General features: G+C 74.7%; 20 protein-coding genes. 1 reads left to right on the forward strand and 19 read right to left on the reverse strand.

The window, feature by feature from the left end; genetic code table 11:
* Window positions 1-349: 349 nt before the first annotated feature.
* The 7 genes from CCE01nite_RS18860 to CCE01nite_RS18890 all read right to left on the reverse strand — a co-directional run bounded on the left by CCE01nite_RS18860 (window position 350) and on the right by CCE01nite_RS18890 (window position 7866).
* Window positions 350-1009, reverse strand: a complete 660-nt coding sequence (locus tag CCE01nite_RS18860) for an LPXTG cell wall anchor domain-containing protein (protein WP_246056738.1) — start codon at window positions 1007-1009, stop codon at window positions 350-352.
* Between the two features lie 266 nt (window positions 1010-1275).
* Window positions 1276-3150, reverse strand: coding sequence for a DUF4012 domain-containing protein (locus CCE01nite_RS18865; RefSeq protein ID WP_141372830.1), 1875 nt, complete (start codon window positions 3148-3150; stop codon window positions 1276-1278).
* 249 nt (window positions 3151-3399) lie between these two features.
* A complete protein-coding gene (locus tag CCE01nite_RS18870) occupies window positions 3400-4755 on the reverse strand; it encodes an MFS transporter (RefSeq protein ID WP_034629906.1) in 1356 nt (451 codons plus the stop codon).
* Window positions 4752-5315: a MarR family winged helix-turn-helix transcriptional regulator gene (locus CCE01nite_RS18875; protein ID WP_084142684.1), complete on the reverse strand. Its 564-nt coding sequence runs from the start codon at window positions 5313-5315 to the stop codon at window positions 4752-4754. Before CCE01nite_RS18875 ends, CCE01nite_RS18870 begins: the two co-directional genes overlap by 4 nt.
* A gap of 61 nt (window positions 5316-5376) precedes the next feature.
* Window positions 5377-5787, reverse strand: coding sequence for a RidA family protein (locus CCE01nite_RS18880; protein WP_034629912.1), 411 nt, complete (start codon window positions 5785-5787; stop codon window positions 5377-5379).
* 52 nt (window positions 5788-5839) lie between these two features.
* The gene (locus tag CCE01nite_RS18885; protein WP_141372831.1) at window positions 5840-6538 is read right to left on the reverse strand and encodes a CAP domain-containing protein; all 699 of its coding nucleotides are present in this window, start codon (window positions 6536-6538) and stop codon (window positions 5840-5842) included.
* Between the two features lie 2 nt (window positions 6539-6540).
* Window positions 6541-7866 carry a UDP-glucose dehydrogenase family protein gene (locus CCE01nite_RS18890; RefSeq protein WP_034629919.1) on the reverse strand — a complete coding sequence of 442 codons (1326 nt, stop codon included), beginning with the start codon at window positions 7864-7866 and terminating at the stop codon, window positions 6541-6543.
* Between the two features lie 70 nt (window positions 7867-7936).
* On the opposite strand from CCE01nite_RS18890, the gene CCE01nite_RS18895 reads away from it, so the two are divergent.
* A complete protein-coding gene (locus CCE01nite_RS18895) occupies window positions 7937-8452 on the forward strand; it encodes a VanZ family protein (RefSeq protein WP_084142685.1) in 516 nt (171 codons plus the stop codon).
* A gap of 3 nt (window positions 8453-8455) precedes the next feature.
* Here the strand turns inward: CCE01nite_RS18895 and CCE01nite_RS18900 are convergent, their stop codons facing one another.
* The 12 genes from CCE01nite_RS18900 to CCE01nite_RS18955 form a co-directional block, all read right to left on the reverse strand.
* Window positions 8456-9937, reverse strand: coding sequence for an NCS2 family permease (locus tag CCE01nite_RS18900; RefSeq protein ID WP_034629922.1), 1482 nt, complete (start codon window positions 9935-9937; stop codon window positions 8456-8458).
* A gap of 53 nt (window positions 9938-9990) precedes the next feature.
* A complete protein-coding gene (locus CCE01nite_RS18905) occupies window positions 9991-11481 on the reverse strand; it encodes a hypothetical protein (protein ID WP_141372832.1) in 1491 nt (496 codons plus the stop codon).
* The gene (locus CCE01nite_RS18910) at window positions 11478-11999 is read right to left on the reverse strand and encodes an acyltransferase (RefSeq protein ID WP_052104136.1); all 522 of its coding nucleotides are present in this window, start codon (window positions 11997-11999) and stop codon (window positions 11478-11480) included. Before CCE01nite_RS18910 ends, CCE01nite_RS18905 begins: the two co-directional genes overlap by 4 nt.
* Entirely contained in the window at window positions 11999-12892 is an 894-nt protein-coding gene (locus CCE01nite_RS18915; protein ID WP_034629929.1) for a glycosyltransferase family 2 protein, read from the reverse strand. The genes CCE01nite_RS18910 and CCE01nite_RS18915 overlap by 1 nt, the downstream gene beginning before the upstream one ends.
* A complete protein-coding gene (locus tag CCE01nite_RS18920; protein WP_170223993.1) occupies window positions 12889-13893 on the reverse strand; it encodes a glycosyltransferase in 1005 nt (334 codons plus the stop codon). Before CCE01nite_RS18920 ends, CCE01nite_RS18915 begins: the two co-directional genes overlap by 4 nt.
* A gap of 5 nt (window positions 13894-13898) precedes the next feature.
* Window positions 13899-14708 carry a glycosyltransferase gene (locus CCE01nite_RS18925; RefSeq protein WP_169744021.1) on the reverse strand — a complete coding sequence of 270 codons (810 nt, stop codon included), beginning with the start codon at window positions 14706-14708 and terminating at the stop codon, window positions 13899-13901.
* Window positions 14705-15985, reverse strand: a complete 1281-nt coding sequence (locus CCE01nite_RS18930) for a lipopolysaccharide biosynthesis protein (RefSeq protein ID WP_141372833.1) — start codon at window positions 15983-15985, stop codon at window positions 14705-14707. Before CCE01nite_RS18930 ends, CCE01nite_RS18925 begins: the two co-directional genes overlap by 4 nt.
* Window positions 15986-16082: 97 nt before the next feature.
* Window positions 16083-16628, reverse strand: coding sequence for an acyltransferase (locus CCE01nite_RS22430; protein ID WP_084142688.1), 546 nt, complete (start codon window positions 16626-16628; stop codon window positions 16083-16085).
* Window positions 16625-17542, reverse strand: a complete 918-nt coding sequence (locus CCE01nite_RS18940) for a glycosyltransferase family protein (protein WP_169744022.1) — start codon at window positions 17540-17542, stop codon at window positions 16625-16627. Before CCE01nite_RS18940 ends, CCE01nite_RS22430 begins: the two co-directional genes overlap by 4 nt.
* The gene (locus tag CCE01nite_RS18945; RefSeq protein ID WP_141372834.1) at window positions 17532-18662 is read right to left on the reverse strand and encodes a glycosyltransferase; all 1131 of its coding nucleotides are present in this window, start codon (window positions 18660-18662) and stop codon (window positions 17532-17534) included. The genes CCE01nite_RS18940 and CCE01nite_RS18945 overlap by 11 nt, the downstream gene beginning before the upstream one ends.
* Window positions 18655-19791, reverse strand: a complete 1137-nt coding sequence (locus tag CCE01nite_RS18950; protein ID WP_034629940.1) for a glycosyltransferase — start codon at window positions 19789-19791, stop codon at window positions 18655-18657. Before CCE01nite_RS18950 ends, CCE01nite_RS18945 begins: the two co-directional genes overlap by 8 nt.
* Window positions 19792-21318 (reverse strand): sugar transferase, encoded by a 1527-nt coding sequence (locus CCE01nite_RS18955; protein WP_034629944.1) that lies wholly within the window; start codon window positions 21316-21318, stop codon window positions 19792-19794.
* Window positions 21319-21422 lie beyond the last annotated feature (104 nt).

A 21422-nucleotide genomic window follows, 5' to 3' on the forward strand; every position in this document is an offset into this window, starting at 1 on the left:
TCCGTCGCGGCGCGCGTGCGGGTGAGTCCGCGGGCGAGGGGCAGCTCGCACGCGGGTGGCGGGGCGCCGGGTCACGGTCCCCGCGTCGTGGGTCGTCGTCGCGGACCGGGGACCCGGCCGTGGCGTCGTTGCCACGGCGACGCGAGGATGTTATCGCTCACATGCGTTGGGCAATCGTTTAGGGCGAGCGAAAGGTGGCCACGGCTCTCGACCGTGCCAACAGCCGGTCAGCGGCGGCACGGCGTCGTGAGCCGGCCCCGGCACGAGCGCGGCCCGCCCCCGGGATGCGGGGACGGGCCGTGTCGAGTCGTGTCGTGCGGTCCGGGCGGGGCCCGGCCGGGTCAGGTGCTCAGCTCGTGACGTCCCGGCGGGACCGTGCACGCGCGGCGACGAGCCCGCCACCGGCGAGCACGAGGGCGCCCGCGGCGACGAGCCACGGCGTCGTCTCCGAGCCGGTCGCGGCCAGCACCTGCGAGGACGCGGGAGCCGCGGCGAGGACCGACGACGACGCGGGCGACGTCAGGCACACCGGGGACGACGGCGGGTAGGCGACGGTCGTGGTCACCGAGGCGTTCGCGGCGAGCGTCACGGCGACGGACGGGCGGACCCAGTCGTACTCGTCGCCCTCGACCCAGGTGCCGTCGGACTTCTTGGTCCACCCGGGCCAGTCGGCGCCCTTGCCGTCCGCGCCGGCGACGGCGCCGGGCCACGGGACGCGGCCCTCGAGCGGGAGGCCGGACTGCACGACGTCCGCTCCTGACGGGTTGTCCCAGGTCACGGTGAGCGGGCCGGTCGCCCCACCCTCGACCGCGACCTTGTAGGCGAGGTAGGGGACGTCGTTGTCGCACACCGGCGACAGGACCTCGACCTTGATCCCGCACACGCCCCCGGCGGAGTAGCCGCCGGTGTCGTCGCAGGCGTTCGGCGTCGGCGTGACCGCTGCAGCGGCGGGCAGCGCGAACGCCAGGCCGACGGCGGCCGACAGGGCGGCGGCGGCGCTCACCCTCATCGATCTCTTCATGGCGGTGCTCTCTCCCGTAACCGGATCAAACGGACAATCAGGGAAAGCCACCGTAACTCCGGCCTGCCGCGCGGGCCCCGAGGCGGACGGGTGAAACCGCGGAATCACCCGGTCGAGGGGCCACCGGACGGGCGCGGGAAGGGCCACCGGAGGGGCACGCGGGGAGCGGCCCACGGCAGAGCGCGGGGCGTCCCGTCGGCCCCGCGGTGCCTCCGAGCTGGCGCCCCCGCGGGGCCGCACGCAGGGCGGTGTGCTCAGTCGGTGCAGGTGCCCGTGACGACGCCGGGCGACGTGAGCGTCGGCGTCGTCCACACCTCGAGGCTCTCGTCCGCCCCGGGCGCGGGCACCGTGACGGTGACGCGGTACGTCGCCCGTCCGCCCGGGAGCAGGCGCGTGGTCAGCGTGCTGACGGCGCGCTCCTGCTCGGTCGCCGCGAGCCCGCCGACGAGGGCGTCGTCGAGGCGCTGGTCGAGGATCCGGCCGCCCGGCGGCGCGTAGACCGTGACGTTCGTCGCGAGCCCGCCGACGGGCAGGCCCGTGTCCGCCGTCCCGGTGACGTACTCCGGGTACCCGGCGATGTCCCCGGGCGGGTCGTACGCGAGGTCGAGGCGCAGCACGGCGGTCGCCCAGCCCGGGGCCGGCGGGGCCGCGCACCGGAGCTCCTCGACGGTCAGCTCCGTCGTGAGGAAGAAGTCGAGCTTGCCCGCGGAGCCGTCGTTGAGGAACACGCCGGGCGCCCCCGCCGGGGACCGCGTGTCGACGCCCGAGCCGGTGCGGGCCGTCTCCGCGCCGGGGAGCTCGACCGCGTACGCGGCGTCACCCGGACGGGCGAGGAAGTCCGCGCCCAGCGACGTGAGCGACAGGCGGTCCTGCTCGGCGGGGTGCGCCGACCACACGCGCAGGCGGCGCTCGTCGCTCGCCCGGACGAGGGCGTCGAGCAGCGCGCGGGTGTCGCCGCGGCCCGAGCTCACCGCGGTGAAGAGCGCCGACGCCACGTCGGCGTAGAAGGCGTCGGCCTCGTCCACCACGGGGAGGCGCACGTACGCCTCGCGCAGCAGCACGTCGAGGACGGTGTCCGCGGTGAGCTCGACCCCGCCGGCCTCGACGGGACCCGTGGCGTCGAGCAGGTACGCGACGGCGACGGGGTCCATCGCGAGCACGCCGTCGACGGGGGTGCCCACGGCGCGGGCCCACATCGCGCTCACGAGCTCGGCGCTGCGCGGGAAGTCCGGCGTGAGGACCGTGTTCTGCACCCAGCGGCCGAGGCGGTCGGTGTGCACCGCGAGCTCCTCGTCCGTCAGCGGGAGGACGGGCTCGTCGAGCGGGCGCAGGTCGCGCGTCGAGCGCTGGTCGACGAGCCGGATCGCGCCCCCGTCCGCGGTGAACGCCGCGACCGCGCCGACGATGCCGCCCGCGCTGCGCAGCTCGGCGGAGTTGAGCGAGAGCAGCAGGTAGGTCCGCGGCCCGTCCGCGCCGAGCATCGGCGGGAGGAGCCGCGCCGCGTCGGACGCGGAGCCCAGCGCGTCGGCGGCGGTGGCGAGCCCGTCGGAGACCTGGGTGACCGGCCCGGCGACGCGCCCGACGAGCCGTGCGGTGTCGAGCGCCCCGACCGCGGCGGCCGACGCGCGGGTCGTCGTCGCGGCCCGGTCGAGGGCGGGCGCCGCGCGGACGAACAGCCCGAGGTCGATCGACCCGTCGGCGCGCCGGACCTGCGGGTCGGCGACGAGCTCGCCCAGCTCGACCACGGCCGGCAGCGCGTCGGTCGCGACGTCGTCGACCGCGACGGCGACGGTCCGGACGGCCGTGAGGTTCGGGCCGGCCCACGGCAGGTGCTCCGCGAGCCGCCAGACGGGGTCGCTCGCCGCGGACCGCGCCCGGGCGGTGTCCTCCTGCAGCCCGGGGAGACCGTCCGCGAGCGCGCCGACGTCACCCCCGGCGAGCCCGCTCTCGAGGTCGGCGAGCACCGCGCCCGCCTCGGTCAGGCCGTCGGCCGCCTGCGCGGCCCGGGACGCGAGCCAGCCCGCGGCGACGAGCAGCACGAGAAGGACGACGCCGGCGACGAGGAGCGCGCGGCGCAGCCGGCGGCGACGGGGCGGCCCGGGGGTCCCGGGCACGGGCGGCGGAGGCACGGCGGCCTCGCCGGCGGCCCTGGAGGCGGCGCCGTCCGGTGCGGGCACCTGCTGAGCGGGGACCGGTTGCGCAGCGGGAACGGGCCCCGAAGCGGGACCCGGCTGCGCAGCGGCGCCCGGCTCCGGCGCAGACCCCGGCTCGGGCTCGACGGAGGGGGTCACGAGCCGAGCGTGTCACAGCGGGCTGCGCCGACCGCGCGGGGACGGCGACATTCACCCGGGAGCGCGAGGGCGAGCGCGCGCGGAGGGTCAGGCCGCCGACGAGCGGTCCGACGCCTCCTGCGCGCGCAGCCGCCGGGCGGCCTCGGCCCGTTCACCGGGCTCGTGCGCGCCGTCGGGCGACTCCGGCTCGGGGTGCCGCACCTCGAGGTGGGGGCGGCTCAGCACGTGGTACCGGACGGTCACGTGCCAGCTCCGGGCGGCCCACAGCGCGGCGCCGGTCGCGACGAGCAGCGCCGCGATCGACCCGATCCCGATCGCCCAGCGCGCGCCGAACTCCTCGGCGACCCACCCGACGATCGGCGAGCCGATGGGCGTCGCGCCGAGGAACACCATCATGTAGAGCGCCATGACGCGCCCGCGCATCGCGGGGTCGGTCGTGAGCTGGATCGTCGTGTTCGCCGCGGTCATCATCGTGAGCGACGCGAGCCCGACGGGGATGCACGCGAGCGCGTACGACCAGTACGTCGGCATGAGCGCCATGACCCCGCTCGTGACCCCGAACGCGAACGCCGCCCCGATCACGAGCCGCACGCGCGGCCGCTCCCGCCGGGCCGCGAGCAGCGCCCCGGTGAGCGAGCCGATCGCGAGGATCGAGCCGAGGATGCCGTACTCCCCCGCGCCCTTGCCGAACTCGGTGCGCGCCATCACGGCGCTCGTGAGCTGGAAGTTCAGGCCGAACGTCGACACGACGCCGATCACGACCATGATGACGAGGATGTCGCTGCGGCCGCGCACGTAGGCGATGCCCTCGCGGATCTGGCCCTTGGCGCGCGGGACGACGGGCATCCGGTGGAGCTCGGTCGAGCGCATCCGGGTCAGCGCGAGGATCGTCGCGGCGAACGTCACGCCGTTGAGCAGGAACACCCAGCCGGAGCCGACCCACGCGATCAGCAGGCCGGCGATCCCGGGCCCGAGGAGCCGCGCGGTGTTGAACGACGCGCTGTTGAGCCCCACGGCGTTCGAGAGCTTCTCGCGCGGGACGAGCTCCGCGACGAACGTGTTGCGCACGGGGCCGTCGATCGCGGACACGCAGCCGAGCAGCCCCGCGAACACGTAGACCTGCCAGAGCTGCGCGTGGCCGGACAGCACGAGCGCACCGAGCCCGAACGCGAGCACGGCCTGCGCCGCCTGCGTCGCGGCGAGGAGCTTCCGGCGGTCGAGCCGGTCCGCGAGCACGCCGGCCCACGCGGACAGGAACAGGACGGGCCCGAACTGCAGCGCGGTCGTGATGCCGACCGCGACGCCGGACTCGTCGGTCAGCTCGGTCAGGACGAGCCAGTCCTGCGCGACGCGCTGCATCCACGTGCCGACGTTCGCGACGAGGGCGCCGCCGAACCAGAGCCGGTAGTTGTAGTACCGCAGCGAGGAGAAGGTGGGACTCATTCGGCGGCGAGCCTCCGGAGCAGCTGGGCCGCCTCGGCGAGGGTCGCTCGCTCGGCGGGGGTGAACGCGGTCAGGCGGCGGGTCAGCCACTGGTCGCGGCGGCGGCGCGTCTCGGTGACCTCCGCGGCGCCCTTCTCGGTGAGGCTGACGACGACCTGGCGACCGTCGTTCGGGTGCTCGGCCTTGGTGACGAAGCCGAGCTCGGCGAGCGCGTTGACGGTCCGGGTCATCGACGGCGGCTGCACGTGCTGGCGCTCGGCGAGCGCACCCGGGGTCATGGGCCCGTCGATGTGGATCCACGCGAGGACGGAGAACTGGTGGTCGGGCAGGTCGGCGGCGCCGCGCTCGGCGCGCAGGCGACGGGCCGAGCGGAAGATGCCGATGCGGAGCTCGCCCGCGAGGTTCTCGGGGCGGCACTGCTTCGCGGTCGGCGCGGGCCGGGCGGCGGCGGTCGCGGTCCCCGCCTTCGCCGGGGCTCCGGGTGTCGTCCCGCTGGTCGCGGCCACGCCGGGGGCGCGGCCCGTCGCCGGGCGCTGCGGGACGATCTCTCCGAGGGGCATGTCCTTACCCTAGTTCATTACCTTGGGTAAGCAACTGGACGAACCGCCCATCTCGCACCCGTCAGGCGGCCGGGCCCAGCGCCGCCGTCAGCTCGACCTCGACCCGCTGCCCCGGGAAGCCCAGCGCGGCGACGCCGAGCAGCGTGCTCGCGGTCGTGAACGCCGGGGCGAGCGCCGACGCGCGCAGCTCCGACCACACGAGCCCGAGCTCGCCGGTGTCAGCGCTCGCGACGTAGACGACCGACCGCACGACGTCCGCCGGCCCGGCACCCGCAGCGGCGAGCGCCCGAAGGCAGTTCTCGACGACCTGCCGGGTCTGCGCGACGAGGTCGCCCGGCTCACCGACGACGTTCCCGTCCCGGTCGAGCGGGCACTGCCCGGCGAGGTGCGCGAGGCGGCCCGCGTCGGAGACGGTCACGTGGCTGTACCCGGGGGTCGCGTGGAGCCCGGGCGGGTCGAGGCGCTCGATCATCGGGCGAGTCTCGCGGTGCTGCGGGCCGGGCTCCAGCGCAATACGGCCCGCCTCAGGGGCCGAGGAAGACCGCCGAGCACAGCACCTGGTCACCGTCCGCGACGCACGCGACGCCGAGCTCGTCGAGCGTCGGGTCCAGCACGTTCGCCCGGTGGCCCGGCGAGCCGAGCCACGCGTCGACGACGGCCGGGGGCTCGGCGGCGGCCCGGCTCAGGTTCTCCGCGGCGACGGTCGGCCCGGTGCACGCGGCGAGCACCGGGTCGAGGGGCGCGTGCTCGAGCGCCTCCTGCCCGACGAGGTCGGCAGCCCGGGCCGCGGCCCCCTCGCGCGCGCAGTCCGACGGGACGAGGGTGTCGAGCCCGTCGGCCCGGCGCGCGTCGTTCGTCGCGTCGACGAGGCCGGCGGCGTACGCGGCGAGGTCGACCTCGGTGACGTCCCACCCGTCCGGCGTGGCGGCCGGCGACGCGGCGGGGGTCGGCGTGCCGGTGACCGAGATGAGGCGCCCGACGTCCGGGCCGCCGCGACCGAGCGCCGCGACGCCCGCCGCGAACCCGACGAGGACCCCGAGCATGAGCAGCGCCCACGCCCACGGCGGCACGGCCCGGCGGCGCACCGTCGGCGGCGAGTCGAACCACGCGTCGGGCACTCCCCCGGTCCACCCCGGCGGGTCCACCGGACCGAACCGCGGGCCGTTCCCGGACCCGCGCCCGGTCCCGTCGTCGGCTCCCCCGCCGCCCCCGGCCGCGGTCATGCTCAGGGCCGCCCGAGCGCCCGGTACGTCCAGCCCGCCGCGCGCCACCGGACCGGGTCGAGCACGTTGCGCCCGTCGAGGATGCGCCGGCCCGCGACGACCTCGCCGAGGACCTCGGGGTCGAGCTCGCGGAACTCCCGCCACTCGGTCGCGAGCAGCACGACGTCGGCGTCCTGCGCCGCCTCGAGCGCCGACTCGGCGAACTTGAGGTCCGGCCACTTGGCGCGTGCGTTCTCGACGGCCTGCGGGTCCGTGACGGTGACGTAGGCGCCCTGGAGCTGCATCTGGGCGGCGACGGACAGCGCCGGGGAGTCCCGCACGTCGTCGCTGTCCGGCTTGAACGCCGCACCGAGCACCGCGACGCGGCGGCCGACGATCGACCCGTCGCACACCTCGCGCGCGAGGTCGACCATGCGCACGCGGCGGCGCATGTTGATGGAGTCCACCTCCCGCAGGAACGACAGCGCCTGGTCGACGCCGAGCTCGCCCGCCCGCGCCATGAACGCGCGGATGTCCTTGGGCAGGCACCCGCCGCCGAAGCCGAGCCCGGCGTTGAGGAACCGGCGCCCGATGCGGTCGTCGTACCCGATCGCGTCGGCGAGCCGGGTGACGTCGGCGCCGGTCGCCTCGCACAGCTCGGCCATCGCGTTGATGAAGGAGATCTTGGTCGCTAGGAACGAGTTCGCCGCGACCTTGACGAGCTGCGCGGTCGCGTAGTCGGTCACCACGAGCGGCGCCCCCTCGGCGAGCGGGGTCGCGTAGACCTCGTCGAGCACGGCCTTCGCGGCCTCACCGGCCTCGGTCGGCACCGCGTTGTCGCCCGTCGGCAGGCCGTAGACGAGCCGGTCCGGGTGCAGCGTGTCCTGGACCGCGAAGCCCTCGCGCAGGAACTCGGGGTTCCACACGAGGGTCGCCCCCGTGGGCGCGAGCCGCTCCGCGAGCCGCTCGGCCGTCCCGACCGGCACCGTGGACTTCCCGACGACCACGTCGCCGGGCTGCACGAACGGCAGCAGGGCGTCGAACGCCGCGTCGACGAACACCATGTCCGCGCCGAACTCGCCGCGCTTCTGCGGGGTGCCGACGCACACGAAGTGCACGCGCGAGCCCGCGACCTCGGCGAGGTCGGTCGTGAACCGCAGCCGTCCCGTCGCGGACGTCTCGCCGAGCAGCTCGGGGAGCCCGGGCTCGTAGAACGGCGCGCGGCCGGACGCGAGCGCCTCGACCTTCGCGGTGTCGACGTCCACGCCGACCACCTCGTGCCCGAGCTTCGCCATCGAGGCCGCGTGGACCGCCCCCAGGTACCCGCACCCGATGACCGACATGCGCACGTGGTGACTCCTTCGTGAGGGCGGGGTGAAGTCCCGCCAATCTACGACAGCGCGTGCTTAGCCTGGCGGGATGATCACCGGGACGCGCCCGCGCCGCCGCACCCAGGCGGTGCTCGTCGTCTACCTGCTCCTCGTCGCGTGGATCACGCTGACGCCGGACCTCGCCGACAACGAGGCGCTCGGCAAGGTCCGGGTGATCACGGAGTGGCTCGACGCACGCGGGCTCCCCGTCACCTACGCGGGCGTCGAGGCCGGGGCCAACGTCGTGATGTTCGGGCCGTTCGGCGTGCTCGTCGGGCTGCTCGTGCGGCGCACGCGCGCCTGGTGGGCCCGCGTGGTCGCCGGCGGGCTCCTGCTGTCCGCGGGGATCGAGACGGCGCAGCTGCTGTTCCTGCCGACCCGCGTGCCGACCGTGCAGGACGTCGTCATGAACACCCTCGGCGCGGCGCTGGGCGTCGTCGTCCTCGTCGTCGGGCACCGGCTGTGGCTCGCCCGCCGGGACCGCGGGGCGCCCCGGGACGACGCACGCGCGCCCCTCGCCGCCGGGGCGGGAGAGGCGCGCGTGGAGTCCGCAGGCGAGCGCTGAGCGTCAGACGCCGAGCGCGTCCTTGATCGGGCCGAGCGTGAAGTACAGGACGAACAGCACGCCCGCGAGCCACATGAGCGGGTGCACGTCCCTGACCTTGCCGACCGCGACCTTGATCACGACGTAGGCGATGAAGCCCGCGCCCATGCCCGCGGTGATCGAGAACGTGAACGGCATCAGGACCATGATGAGGAACGCGGGGATCGCGACCTCGTAGTTCTTCCAGTCGATCCCCGAGACCTGCATGACCATGAGGAAGCCGACCACGACGAGCGCGGGCGTGGCCGCCTCGAACGGGACGAGCTCGACGAGCGGCGAGACGAACGTCGCGAGCAGGAACGCGATGCCGGTGACGACCGACGCGAGCCCCGTGCGCGCGCCGTCCCCGACACCCGCCGCCGACTCGATGTAGCTCGTGTTCGACGAGACGCTCCCCGCGCCACCGGCCGCCGCGGCGACCGAGTCGACGATGAGGATCTGCTTGGTGCGCGGCGGGTTGCCGTTCTCGTCGAGCAGGTCCGCCTCGCCCCCGACGGCGACCATCGTGCCCATCGTGTCGAAGAAGTCCGCGAGCAGCACCGAGAACACGAGCAGCGCGACCGCGACGAACCCGATCTTCTCGATCGACCCGAACAGCGAGAACTGACCGAGCAGCCCGAAGTCGGGCATCGAGACCAGCGAGTCCGGGATCGCCGGGACGTTGAGCTCCCAGCCCGACGGGTTCTCGCCCTCGCTGCCCTGCGGGCCCACCTTCGCGACGAGCTCGACGATCACGGCCAGGACCGTCGCCGTGAGGATCGCGATGAGGATGGCTCCCCTGACGCGGCGCACCATGAGCACGATCGCGAGCAGCAGCCCGACGACGAACACGAACAGCGGCCAGCCCGCGACGGACCCGCCGATGCCGAGCTCGACGGGTGTGGCGAGGCTCGCGGGGATGCGCACGAACCCGGCGTCGACGAGCCCGATGAACGCGATGAACAGGCCGATGCCGACGCTGATCGCCGTCTTGAGCTCGATCGGGACCGCGCGGAACACCGCCTCCCGGAACCCGGTCAGCACGAGCACCAGGATGATGAGGCCCTCGAGCACGACGATGCCCATCGCGTCGGCCCACGTCATGTCCGGCAGCGACGCGATCGAGTACGCGACCACGGCGTTCAGCCCGAGGCCGGCCGCGAGCGCGAGCGGGAAGTTCGCCACGACACCCATCAGGATCGACAGCACGCCCGCGACGAGCGCCGTCGCCGCGGCGATCATCCCGAAGTTGGGCCCGTCGCCACCCCCGAGGAAGCTCCCCGTGCCGTCCTGGACCGTGCCGATGATGAAGGGGTTCAGCACGACGATGTAGCTCATCGTGAAGAACGTGACGAGGCCGCCACGGACCTCGGCGCCGATCGTCGAGCCGCGCTCGGTGATCTTGAAGTAGCGGTCGACGGCGTTGCGCGGGGGCGCGGTCGCCGTCTCGGGGGAGGTTGTCGCCATGGCACGCATGGTGGCAGAACCTTCACCCCGTGAGCACGGGGTGTCCACGGGTGTTACGTGGTGGTAACCGGGGCGCTGGGGGCAGCTGCACGCGTGCGCGCCGCCCCCTCCTCGGGGCGCTCGTCCGCCGCCGCGGGCACGTCCGGCACGCTGGCGACCCCCAGCGCGTAGGCGAAGATCATCGACAGGGCGGGCCAGGCCAGGGCGTCGCAGAAGGCCATCGCCACGATGATCGGCACGGCACCGACGAAGACCATCCGCGTCGCCGGGCCGTAGCCGGGGCGCCTGATGCTCAGCAGGACCGTCGCCACCATCAGGACGAGGCCGACCGCGCCGACGAGACCGAAGTCCGCGTAGGCGGTCAGGAACTGGTTGTCGACGGTCCCGAAGACGGCGGCCGTCGCCCCCGTGCTCGCCTCCGCGGGCACGGAGCCGAAGCCTCCGCCGACCACGACCTCGACGCCGGTGGTGATGCTCCGCACCACCTCGAGACCGGAGATGCGCACGGCCTCGGCACTGGCCGACAGCTCCGCGAGGCGCTTCCCGAGCGCGCTGGTCGGGTCGCGGAGCGACATCAGCAGGACCGCCCCGGTCGCGGTGAGCGCCAGGGCTGCCACCCCCCGCCCGTACCGGCCGTCGCGGGACCGGCGGACGAGGAGCACCGCCGCCACCGCGAGCACGATCATGAGGATCGCGCTCCTGGAGGAGGTCGCGACCGCACCCGCGAGCGGCAGCCCGACCGTCCACAGCCGGGACCGCACGTTCCAGGCCGGCCGCACGTCGGTGCGCACGAGGTGCGCGGCCGCCACGGCGACGAGGAGCGCCGCCAGGATCAGCGGGTGCCCGAGCAGGGCGGACGCCCGGAAGACCACCTGCCAGTTCTCGTGGACCTGGAACGGCGTGAACTCGTACAGCGGAGCACCCGTGGCCGCCTCGTACAGCGCGATCACCGCCATCGCCTGGGCGAAGCCCGTGAGCCCGACCAGGATGCTGCGTCGTTCCTCCGCGGTCGTGATCCGACCGGCCAGCACCCCGACGCCGAGGTTCACCGCCATCAGCGCGCCGAGCGCGAAGCGCGGGACGTCCCGCTGCATCAGGAGGACCGTCACGGCTCCGAGCGCCACGGGCACCGCGACGACCCAGCCGCCCACGCCCACCGAGACCCCGCGCGCGTGGGCGATCCGGAGCAACCCCGCGTAGCCCAGCGCCGCGACGCCGACCAGAGCCGCGAGCTGCAACGCGCTCCGCTGCTGGAACCCCGGGAGCACGGGCAGCAGCACGAGGGCGAGGTAGGTCAGCAAGAACACCGGGGCGGGCGACGCGGCGCGGACGACGAGGATCACCGCCGCGGCGGCGGCGAGCGCGGCCCCGGCGAGGAGGGGCGAGGTCGTGACGGCGTACCCCGTGCCGACGGCGACCACGGCGACGACGCACCAGCCGAGCCCGGTCCTCCACCGGGACGCCGCCCCGAGGTCGGTCCCCGACGTCGTCGCGCGCGTCGTGGAGCCACCGAGGATTTGTGCCCGAACGGCCTGCATGCTCATGTGGTCCTCACCGGTCGCCCCTCGGGGTCGAGCTCCCGCACCCGCCGAGCGGGCACGCCGACGTACAGGCCGTGCGGGGGGCAGTCCTTCGCGACCACGGCCCCCGCACCGATCACGCACCCGGCGCCGATGTGCACCCCGGGGAGCACGACGGCCCGCGCGCCGACCCACACCCCCGGGCCGAGCTCGATGGGTGCTGCGGTCGCCGCACCGGCACGGCGCCCCGCGTCGCCGAGCGTGTGCGTCCCGGTGCAGAGCATCACCAGCATCCCGATGTCGCAGCGCTCGCCGATCGTGATCCGCGCGGAGTTGTCGAAGAAGACGCCGTAGTTGACGGTCGAGTCGCGGCCGATCGTGATCCGCCGACCGCCGAACCAGCAGCCCGGCGCCACCGCGCACCAGCCCGGGATGTCCAGGCCGAGGGCGCGCAGAAGGCGCCAGCGTGCCGCCCGAGGGACGAGCGCGCTCGCACAGAGGGTGTTCAGGGTGACGTCCCGCACCAGGCGCCGCACGCCCATCAGCGCACCTCCCCGTCACGACCCGACGTCACGCGGCGACGCTCGGCGTCGGGCCGGGCGCCCGGTCCGGTACGCAGCGGCCGCGCCCGCAGGATCTGCGCGAGGCTCGCCGCTGCCGGACGCTGGTCCGTCCTGACCAGCGCGAGCACGAGGCGGTACGCGAGGTCGAGCGCGCCGACCAGCCGTCCGTGGTGCTTGCGCATGTAGCGCACGTGCCCCACCGAGCGCTCCGCGACGCTCCACCGCCGGCTCACCGACTCCGAGCTCGCTCCCCCGACCGTCCGGGCCCGGACCTCGCGCGCGACCCCGACCGTCCCTCCCGCGTCGTGCACGCGGCGCTGGAGGTCGTGCTCCTCGGCGAACATGAAGAACGACTCGTCGAAGCCGCCGACCGCGACGAAGTCGGCGCGACGCACGACGAGCGCGCACCCGCTGACGACGTCCGTCACGGAGACCGGCCCGTGCGCCCGGGGAGCGGTGCTGCGCCGGACCCACGGTGGCCGCATGAACGGGTGCCCCGATGGGACGTCGCGCCCGAGCCCGTCCTCGAGCTGCGGGCCGACGCACGTCAGGCCGCGCTCCTGGCCGAGGTCGGCGAGGCGGAGCAGCGACGTCCAGGAGATCTCGACGTCGGGGTTCACGAACGCCAACCACTCGCCGTGCGCGACCGCGGCCCCACGGTTGGAGCCGCTGCCGTACCCGACGTTGCGACCGGCAGCCACGAACCGGGCACCGGCTCCTTCGGCGAGCGCGCGCACGGTCTCCGGCTCCCGTGAGCCGGAGTCGACGACGACGACCTCGCAGCCGTCCGGCGCCGTCCCGAGCGCCGCGAAGAAGGTGGGCAGCACGTGCGCGGAGTCGTGCGTCACCGTGACGACGGACAGGCGGCTCACGAGAGCACCCCCCAGGCGACGTCGGCGGCGGCGGACCAGTCCGTGCGGCTGACGTGCGCGGCGTTCCAGGCCGAGACGCGCGCTCGGTGGCCGTCGTCGTGGAGGAGCCGGTCCAGCACGCGCACGAGCTCCCCTGTCGAGCGCGGGTCGAAGGTCTGCGGCACGTCGCACGCGCCGAAGACCGCGCCGAGGTTGCCCGTCGACGAGACCGCCGTCGGGACCCCCGCCGCCGCCATGTCGAGCGCGGGGATGCACAGTCCCTCGTAGAGCGACGGCTGGACGTACGCCCAGCACTCCGCGAGCAGGCGCGTGTAGTCCGCGTCGCTCAGCCCGGAGACGACCGTCACGTCCGACTCGACGCCGTGCGCCCGTACCGCGGTCCGGAGCTCCTCGCTGGCGCGCCCCGGCCGGCCGCACAGGACCAGCCTCATGCCGTGACGCCTCGTGGCCGCCCATGCCGCCACGAGCCGGACGAGGTTCTTGTGGGGCTCGTGCACCGCGGTGCACAGCAGGTAGGGGTCCTCCTGCGCCGGGGTCCACGCGATGTCGTGCATCGCGCCGAGCGGCAGGACGTCGACGGGGCGCCGGCGGCCGAGCGCGCGCACCTCGTCGGCGGTGAAGTCGGAGACCGCCAGCGCGCGTCGGGACAGCAGGGCCACACGGTTCGTCAGCCGGATGCGCCGGCCGGTCGGGTAGGCCTCGGGGAGGCGGACGAAGCCGACGTCGTGCACCAGCGGCACGCACGGGACCACCGAGAGCGGTGGCCGCGTCTGACGCGGCACCAGGATCGAGTCGAACCGGCCGCGCACCGCGGCGCGCGGCAGGCCCACCTCCATGAAGGCGCGCGGGTCGAGGCGCAGGTCGCTCGCGGAGGTCGTGCCCGCGACGACCACGTCGTCGCCCGCGCCGGCGGCCCGGTCGCGCAGCGCGTCGACCAGCCCGCGAGCGACGTCCCGGACCCCGGAGGACCCGGTCTCGAGGACTCGTCCGTCTACGAGCACGCGCGTCATCGGCGGAGGCCGATCGCGCGCAGGGAGGCCCCGGCCAGCTCGGCCGCGTCGGCGACGGCGACGGCGAGCGCGCCGCGCCACCCGAGCCAGCGCAGCGCGTAACGCCGCCGGCTGCGCCGGCTGTGCCGACGGAGGTGGGCCGGTGTCCGCAGGCCGTGCCCCTGGTCGTGGGTCGCGTGCACGCGACCGTCGACGGCCGTCCTCCACCCGAGGTCGGCCGCGCGCCGGCAGATGTCGGTGTCCTCGTAGTAGAGGAAGTACGCGTCCGCGAAGCCGCCCACCCCGTCGAACGCCTCCCGCCGCCAGAGCATGAGCGCTCCGCAGACCCAGTCGGCCTCGACGAGCGCGCCCCGGTGCTCGACGTCCTGCGCCCGGCGGGCGGCCACGGAACGCCAGGTGGGGAAGTACCGCGCGGACGAGACGGGTTCGCCCGAGGGGCGCGTGAGCCGAGCACCGACGCACCCGAGGGCGGGGTCCGCGTCGAGGTCCGCGACGAGCCGGGCGAGACCCCCCTCGGGCACCGAGGCGTCGGGGTTGAGCAGCAGCACGTACGGCGCAGGGTCCGCCACCGACCGGACCGCCGCGTTGCAGGCCGCCCCGAAACCGAGGTTGCGCGCACTCGCGACCACGTCCGTCGGCGCCCCCCACGCCAGGGTCCGGGCGAGGGCGGGCGTGTCGTCGACCGAGGCGTTGTCGAACACCGTCACCGACGTCACCTCCCCGAGCGCCCGCACCGCGGCGGCCGCGCCGGGAAGATGCGTCCGGGAGTTGTAAGTCACTACGACCACGTCGACGCCGGCGCTCACGTGGCGGCTCCCCTCATCTGGACGACGCCCGAACGCGTGGGGACGACGAAGCGCCAGACGGGGGCCGTGGTGACGTGCCGGCGCACCAGGACCAGGAGCACGCTCAGGCTCACGACCCGCCCGGCGAACGCGCTCGCGGCGGCCCCCTCGATGCCGCCCACCGGGTAGACCGCGAGGACCAGGGCGACGGTCGTCACCAGCGCGGCGAGCTCGCCGAGCAGCGGCGCCCCCGGCTTCCCAACCGCGACGAGGCACTGCGTCAGGACCACGATGCACGCGAGCGGCACCTGGGCGCCGAGGAGCACCACCATCGCGCCCTGCGCCGGCAGGAAGCTGTCCCCGAGCACGAGCGGGACGAGGACCGGCAGCGCGAGGGCCACGACCCCGGCGACGACGAGCACCACCGCTCCGGTCACCGCGGAGGCCGCCGGCGCCAGGGCGACCTCCCCCCGCACGACCCGGTTGCGCACCGGCATCGCGACGGAGACGGCGATCGCGTTGAGGACGGCCGCGAGCGTCGTGGCCACGGCGTAGAGCCCCAGGTCCGCGACCGAGGCGAGGACCGTGAGCAGGAGCAGGTCCGCGCGCTGGTTCAGCAGGGCGAGCGCCCCCGCGAGCCACCCGCCCAGGCCGAACGCGAGCGCAGGACGGATCTCCTCCCGGCGGAGACGGCCACGCGGACGCACGCGGGCGAGCAGACCCGGCAGGAGCGTGCCGAGCAGGGTCGTGCCGACCAGCAGCATCCCGACGGACAGCGGGCTCGGCCCGACCCCGACGAGCACCACGAGCCCCACGAGGGTGACGGCCTGGGGGACGAACCGCGCCGCGGCGACGGCGCGCCAGCGGTCCGCACCGGCGACCGCGCCCGTGACGCAGTAGCCGTAGACCAGGACCGGCGACACGAGCGCGTAGGCGACGAGGAGGAGCCGTGCGGTCGACCCCGCGTCCGTGTGCCCGTGGACGAACAGCGAGTACGGCAGCGCGCACACCGCCCCGATCAGCACCGCGAACCCGGCCGCGGCCGCGGCCGCGTCGCCGAGCGGACGGCCCTGGGCCGCGCGACGCCCGAAGTAGTCGGGGAGGCCGAAGCTCAGCAGCATCCCGAGCATGGTGCCGGGCACCAGGGCGACCGCGATCTCCCCGCGCCCCTCCGGACCGAGGATCCGGGCCTGCACGGCCGCCGAGACCAGGCCGAGCGCGAGCCCGAGCGCGTTCGACCCGACGAGCAGCGTGTCCGGCCGGTGGGCGAGCGAACGGAGCGCCCCGGGCACGCTCATCGCGGCGCCCCGCACGCGGCAGCGTCGTCGGCGCGGGTGCCGGCCGCCCCTGGTGCCCGCGTGCCCGGTCCGACCTCGGCGGCACCGTGGACCGCGCTCACTGGAACAACGCCCTTTCGGACGTCGACAGGGTGTACTCGGAGCGCGCCCGTGCCCGCACCGGTCGCGCCGGGACACCGAAGCACACCGTCCACGGCGGGAGGTCCTTCGTGACCACCGCACCCGCACCCACGACCACGCCCTCGCCGATCGTCACGCCCGGCAGGATCGTGACGCGACTGCCGATGAAGCACAGGTCCCCGATGGTGACCGGAGCGCCCGTGGTGGGCAGCCCGGGGACGTCGACGTCGTGCTCTGCGGTCCACACCCGGAGCTCCGAGGCGATGTTCACGTTGTTGCCGATCGTCAGCCCGCGCCTCGAGTCGAGGAAGGCGTGGTCCCCGACGATCGTGTGGTGGCCGATGACGAGCCCGCCCCGCCCGAAGAACCTCGCGCCCCAGTAGACGATCGAGGTCCGGGGCAGGGTGATCTTCAGGACGTGGCGGTAGAACGCGTTGCGCAGCGTGTGGGAGGGCACGTTCCCGACCACGGTCGCGCACCACAGGAGCCCCCAGTACACGACCGCATGCACCCGCCGCCTCATCGGCCCATCCTCTCTCCCGGCGCCCGGTGGACCAGCGCCGCCACCCCGGCGAGCAGACCGGCCGTCGCCGCCCCGGCCACGCGCGGGTCACCGACCAGCAGACGCGCGCAGTTCGCCGCCCGCGCGGCCAGCACGAGGGGCAGTCGGGCCGGGCGGTGCTTGGCGAAGAACAGCACGCAGCTGCGGTTGGCGTGGTGCACCGTCACGCGGCTGCGACGCTCGCCGCGACGCGATCCCGTCGAGCCGCCACCCTCGTGCGTCACGGACAGCCCCTCGACGACACCCAGCGGCATGCCCGCGGCGGCGCTGCGGAGCGCGAGGTCGGCCTCCTCGAAGTACAGGAAGAACCGCTCGTCGAAGCCTCCGAGTGCGAGCAGCCCGGGCACCCGCGCGAGCATCGAGTTCCCGTTGACGAACGTGACACGCCCACCGCTCGGCGCGCCGTGCACGACCCGGCCCGTCCGCAGGCTGAGGACCGAGGTGCCGGCGCGTCGGCCGGAAGGCGTGCGGAGGCCCGTCGCGAGCAGGACGGGTGCGGGTTGGGCGCGCAGCTCCCGGTCGAGGCGGTCGGGGTCGGCGTCCGCGACGCGCGTATCCGGGTTCAGGAACCAGACGAGCTCGCAGCCCGTGGCGGCGAGGTGCGCGAGGCCGAGGTTGTTGGCCGCTCCGAAGCCGATGTTCGCCCCGGGCCGGAGCACGGTCAGCCGCACACCCTTGTGCGCGAGCACCGCCCCGACCTCCGCGAGGTCCTCGGCCTCCTCGGTGTTGTCGACGACGCACAGCTCGTCGACGCGCGCGGCGAGCGCCGCCGGCAGGGAGCGGGCGAGCGCCTCGACCTCCTGGGCGGACCTGTAGCTCACGACGACGATCCCGAAGGACTGGTGCGCCACCGTGGCTCGCTCGTCAGAGGCCACGGAGCAGCTCCTCGGCCTGGTCGATGCGGGCTCCCCACGAGTGAGCACCCGCCCATCGGGAGCGTTCCGCGGCCTCGGCGGCGTCGAACGCGTGCACGGCCTGCTCGACCGCGGCGGCGTAGCCGGTGCGCGAGACGGTCGCGACGCCCGGCCGCTCCGTGCTCATCAGGCTCGGCAGCTCCGTGGCGACGACCGCGAGCCCTGCCGCCAGGTACTCGTGCACCTTGAGGGGGAAGACGCCCGCCGTGTAGGGGTTCTGCACGTACGGGATCAGGCCCACCGTCGAGCGGGCGAGCTCGAGCGCGAGCTCCGGGGGCCGCAGCGTGCCGAGGTACGTCACTCCGGGATGGGCCAGCACGGCCCGCAACGCGGGCGGCACCGAGGTCCCGTCGATCTGCACCGGCCCCGCCACGGCGAGCGGCACGCCCCGCTCGACGACGGCGAGCATGAGCTCGGCGTCGATCTTGGTCGGCGTGAGGTTGCCCGCGAAGACCGCGCGCGGTTCACGCACGGCGTGCACGCTGCTGTACAGGTCGGTGTCGGCGACGTTCTCCCAGAGACGCACCTCGGGGGCCCCGAGCTCGCGCAGGTGCTGTGCGACGCCCGTACTGCTCGCGAGGACGCGGTCGGCGCGCCCGACGAGGTCCGCCTCCGCCTCGAGGAGCGCGGCCGCGGGCACCCCGGGCTGCGTGTGCAGCAGGTCGACCGAGTGGTAGACGACGGCGCGGGCTCGGCTCTCCAGGCCGTAGGTCAGCGGCGAGAAGGTCCACAGCACCGCGTCTTCGAGCCCCCGCACGTCGAGCCGGTCGACGAGCCGCCTGTTGAGCGCGCGCACGGCACGGCTCCCGTGGAACGGCACGACCCGCGGGCGGATCACCTCGACACGGGTCGGGGCGACGTCGCGCTGCGCCGAGGACGAGGGCGCTCCGCCCCCCGAGAGCCGACGGCGCACTCGAGCCACGTCCGCTCGCGTCAGCCTCGGCGCGCGCAGCCCGAAGGACTCGACGTACGCGACGTCGGCACGTCGCGCCAGACCGTGCGCGAGGTGCTGCTTGTTGGTCCACACCTCCGCGTCGAAGTCGGCGGTCGAAAGGATCACCACACGCCGGCGCTCAGGCACGCGGCTCCTCGACCGACGCGACGGGCGACACCCACGAGCGCAGCTCGCGGTCGAAGACGTCCGCGTCGAACTCCTCGGCACGGCGCACGCAGTCGACGGGCAGCAGGCGGGCACAGCGCTCCACCGCCTCCGCCAGCGCGTGCGGGTCCGTGGACTCGGCGACCGCTCCCGTCACGCCGTCCTCGACGGACTCCCGGGCGCCGCCGACGGGCCCCACGACCACGGGCGTCCCCGCCGCCATCGCTTCCACCGGCATGATCCCGAAGTCCTCGACCGCGGGGAACACGAACGCGAGCGCGGCCTGGTAGAGCGCGAAGAGCAGGGAGTCGGTCGGCCCTCGGAGCACGTGCACCGGGACGGACGCCCGGGCGGCGCGATCCCGCAGCGCAGCCTCCTCGGGCCCGGCACCCGCGAGGACCACCGGGAGCCCGGCGATCTCGCCCGCCTCGATCACGAGGTCGAGGCGCTTGTAGCGCACGAACCGTGAGGCCCCGAGGAGGAACTGGTCGGGGAGGGACGCGAGGACCACGGCGTCGGACGGGTCGAGCGCGTCCGCCCAGCGTGCCGTCCGGCTGATCCGTCGCACGTCCACGGGCGGGTAGACGACGTGCGCGTCCCGGTGCCACGTCGAGCGGACGCGCTCGCGGACGAACATGCTGTTGGCGGCGACGGACACCGCCTCCTGGGCGCGCGTGCGGTCGACCGAGCGCAGGGCAGGGGCGACGAGCCTCGGCAGGATTCCGCGCCCGCGCGCGTCGAGCTCGGGGTTCCACAGGTACCGCGCCGGGCTGTGCACGTAGACGTACTTGCGGAAGTCGGCGGGCTGGTCCACGAAGCTCACGTGGTGGGCGAACATGTGCGAGCTCACGAGCGCCCAGTCGTACCCCCCGGGTCGCCGGTTGCGCCAGGTCGCCGGCACGAGGGGCGCGGCGGCCGCCTTGTTGCGGCGCAGGGGTGTTCGGCCCAACCACGTCTCCGTGAGCGTCCGCCCGGGGTACCGGTCCGGGACGTCGCTCCACAGGCACAGGAGGTCCGCCTCGGGGAACGCGCCGACCATCGCGTCGAACACGTTCTCGGACCCTCCGGTCCGCGAGAGCCACTCGTGGACCAGGACGCCTCGCTCCGGCACCTAGTACGCCCCACCGCTGAACAGCACGGCCTTCGCCGTCCGGGCCAGGATCAGGATGTCCCCGAACAGGCTCCAGTTCTCGACGTAGTACACGTCCATCCGCACGCCGTCCTCGACGGACAGGTCGGAGCGCCCGGAGACCTGCCACAGCCCGGTCAGACCCGGCTTGACGAGCAGGCGACGTGTCGCGCGCCGGTCGTACAGCGCGACCTCGGAGTCGATCTGCGGCCGCGGCCCGACGAGGCTCATCTCGCCGCGCAGCACGTTGAACAGCTGCGGCAGCTCGTCGAGCGAGTACCTGCGCAGGACCCGACCCACGGGGGTCACCCTCGGGTCGTTCTTCGGCTTGTAGAACATCCCGACGGACTCGACGCCCTCGAGCGCGAGGACCTCGGCGAGGCGCTCCTGCGCGCCCATCTCCATCGAGCGGAACTTGAACATCCGGAACGTGCGGCCGTCGCGGCCGACGCGCTCCTGCGTGAAGAGGACCGGCCCGGAGCTCGTGGTCTTCACGAGGAACGCCAGGACGGCGAGCAGCGGCAGCAGCACGACCGTGAGGGCGAGCGCGCCCAGCCAGTCGAACGCGGTCTTCACCGCGTACCTGGGGCCGGTGAAGCGCGGTTCGTCGACGTACATGAGCGGCAGCCCGCTCACCGGGTGCATGATCACGCGCGGGCCGGCGACGTCCGTCAGCGCGAGGGTCAGCGCGAGGTCGATGCCCTTGCCCTCGAGGTCCCAGCCGAGCTGGCGCACCGTCTCGGAGGTGATGGCGTCGGCGCCGGACACCGCGACGGCGTCGGCGCCGACACGCTCCGCGATCTCCGCCGCCTGCTCCATCGAGCCCAGCACCGGGACGCCCAGCACGGTCTCGCTGTAGCCGACCTCGCCGCTCGCGACGCACACGCCGACGACGCCGTAGCCGGCGCGGGGGTTGCGGTGCAGCGTCTCGATGAGGTGGGCGACCGTCGGGCGGTGGCCGATGATCAGGACGCCGGCCTGGTACTCCCCTGCGTCACGGCGGCGGTGCAGCCACTGGCGCCACGCGAAGCGGCTCCCGAGCAGCAGAGCGAGCCCCAGCGGCGCGGCGATCGCGAGGTAGCCGCGCCCGACCTCCATCCGCAGCAGGTACGCGACGACGGCGACGGCGGCGAACAGGCGCCACGTCACGCCGAACACGCGCGAGTACTCGTCGGGCCCGGTGCCGACGACGCGCCGGTCACGGGTGCGGCCGGACACCAGGACGCCCAGCCAGGCGCCGAGCAGCACGAGGGAGACGGTCAGGTAGCTGGGCGAGAACTCGCCGGAGACGGTGGTGATGCCGGTCGCCTCGAAGCGCACCACGTAGGCGACGGCCACGGCGGCGAGGACGGCGAGCGCGTCCGTCATGAGCAGACGGCGCGCGTAGCCCCCGGACCAGCGGGGCGCGGCGGGCGGCGCGACGGACGGGCTGCGCAGACGCTCGGAGTCGGGCGCGCCGCGCTGCGCTGGGAGCCGGAATTCACCGACCCGCGGCGTGCGTACCGTCATGTACCTGACCCCCCGGCCGCGTCGTCGTCGTCGCATCGAGAATACGTGTGCGCGGACGCCTGTCCAGGGTAATCAGAAACGGTCGAGACAATTCCGCGCAATTC

The organism is Cellulomonas cellasea (assembly GCF_006538745.1).
Taxonomy (GTDB): Bacteria; Actinomycetota; Actinomycetes; order Actinomycetales; family Cellulomonadaceae; genus Cellulomonas_A; species Cellulomonas_A cellasea.

Coding starts and splice junctions, on each gene's coding strand:
- CCE01nite_RS18905 (WP_141372832.1), bottom strand. CDS start 11,481: ATGAGCATGCAGGCCGTTCGGGCACAAATCCTCGGTGGCTCCACGACG.
- CCE01nite_RS18930 (WP_141372833.1), bottom strand. CDS start 15,985: ATGAGCGTGCCCGGGGCGCTCCGTTCGCTCGCCCACCGGCCGGACACG.
- CCE01nite_RS18910 (WP_052104136.1), bottom strand. CDS start 11,999: ATGGGCGTGCGGCGCCTGGTGCGGGACGTCACCCTGAACACCCTCTGT.
- CCE01nite_RS22430 (WP_084142688.1), bottom strand. CDS start 16,628: ATGAGGCGGCGGGTGCATGCGGTCGTGTACTGGGGGCTCCTGTGGTGC.
- CCE01nite_RS18955 (WP_034629944.1), bottom strand. CDS start 21,318: ATGACGGTACGCACGCCGCGGGTCGGTGAATTCCGGCTCCCAGCGCAG.
- CCE01nite_RS18880 (WP_034629912.1), bottom strand. CDS start 5,787: ATGATCGAGCGCCTCGACCCGCCCGGGCTCCACGCGACCCCCGGGTAC.
- CCE01nite_RS18900 (WP_034629922.1), bottom strand. CDS start 9,937: ATGGCGACAACCTCCCCCGAGACGGCGACCGCGCCCCCGCGCAACGCC.
- CCE01nite_RS18895 (WP_084142685.1), top strand. CDS start 7,937: ATGATCACCGGGACGCGCCCGCGCCGCCGCACCCAGGCGGTGCTCGTC.
- CCE01nite_RS18875 (WP_084142684.1), bottom strand. CDS start 5,315: ATGCCCCTCGGAGAGATCGTCCCGCAGCGCCCGGCGACGGGCCGCGCC.
- CCE01nite_RS18870 (WP_034629906.1), bottom strand. CDS start 4,755: ATGAGTCCCACCTTCTCCTCGCTGCGGTACTACAACTACCGGCTCTGG.
- CCE01nite_RS18885 (WP_141372831.1), bottom strand. CDS start 6,538: ATGACCGCGGCCGGGGGCGGCGGGGGAGCCGACGACGGGACCGGGCGC.
- CCE01nite_RS18860 (WP_246056738.1), bottom strand. CDS start 1,009: ATGAGGGTGAGCGCCGCCGCCGCCCTGTCGGCCGCCGTCGGCCTGGCG.